Raw genomic sequence first — 350 nt, 5'->3', positions numbered from 1 at the left:
TGCATGACTGGATGCGGGTCCAGCGTGATCTGGTGCCCAACGGATCAGCAACGGCGAAAGCCTTGGATTACAGCCTCAAACGCTGGCTGGCACTGACTCGCTATGTCGAGGATGGTGCTGTGCCCATCGACAACAACCAGGTCGAGAACCAGATCCGGCCGTGGGCCCTTGGACGCTCGAACTGGCTGTTTGCCGGGTCACTGCGCAGTGGCAAGCGGGCGGCAGCGATCATGAGCCTGATCCAGTCGGCGCGCATGAATGGGCATGATCCGTATGCCTATTTGAAGGATGTGCTGACGCGGCTGCCGACGCAGCGGGCGAGTGAGATCGACCAACTGTTGCCGCATCAG

Annotated in this window: 1 protein-coding gene; it reads left to right on the top strand. The window is 60.9% G+C overall.

From position 1 onward, the window contains the following. A partial coding sequence (locus MnOB_RS28465) for an IS66 family transposase (protein WP_158713875.1) occupies positions 1-350 on the top strand: 350 nt, incomplete at both ends.

The sequence above is a fragment of the Metapseudomonas resinovorans genome (genome assembly GCF_002003485.1).
GTDB classification, from domain to species: Bacteria; Pseudomonadota; Gammaproteobacteria; order Pseudomonadales; family Pseudomonadaceae; genus Metapseudomonas; species Metapseudomonas resinovorans_D.
This window is presented reverse-complemented; position numbering and strand designations above follow the sequence as displayed.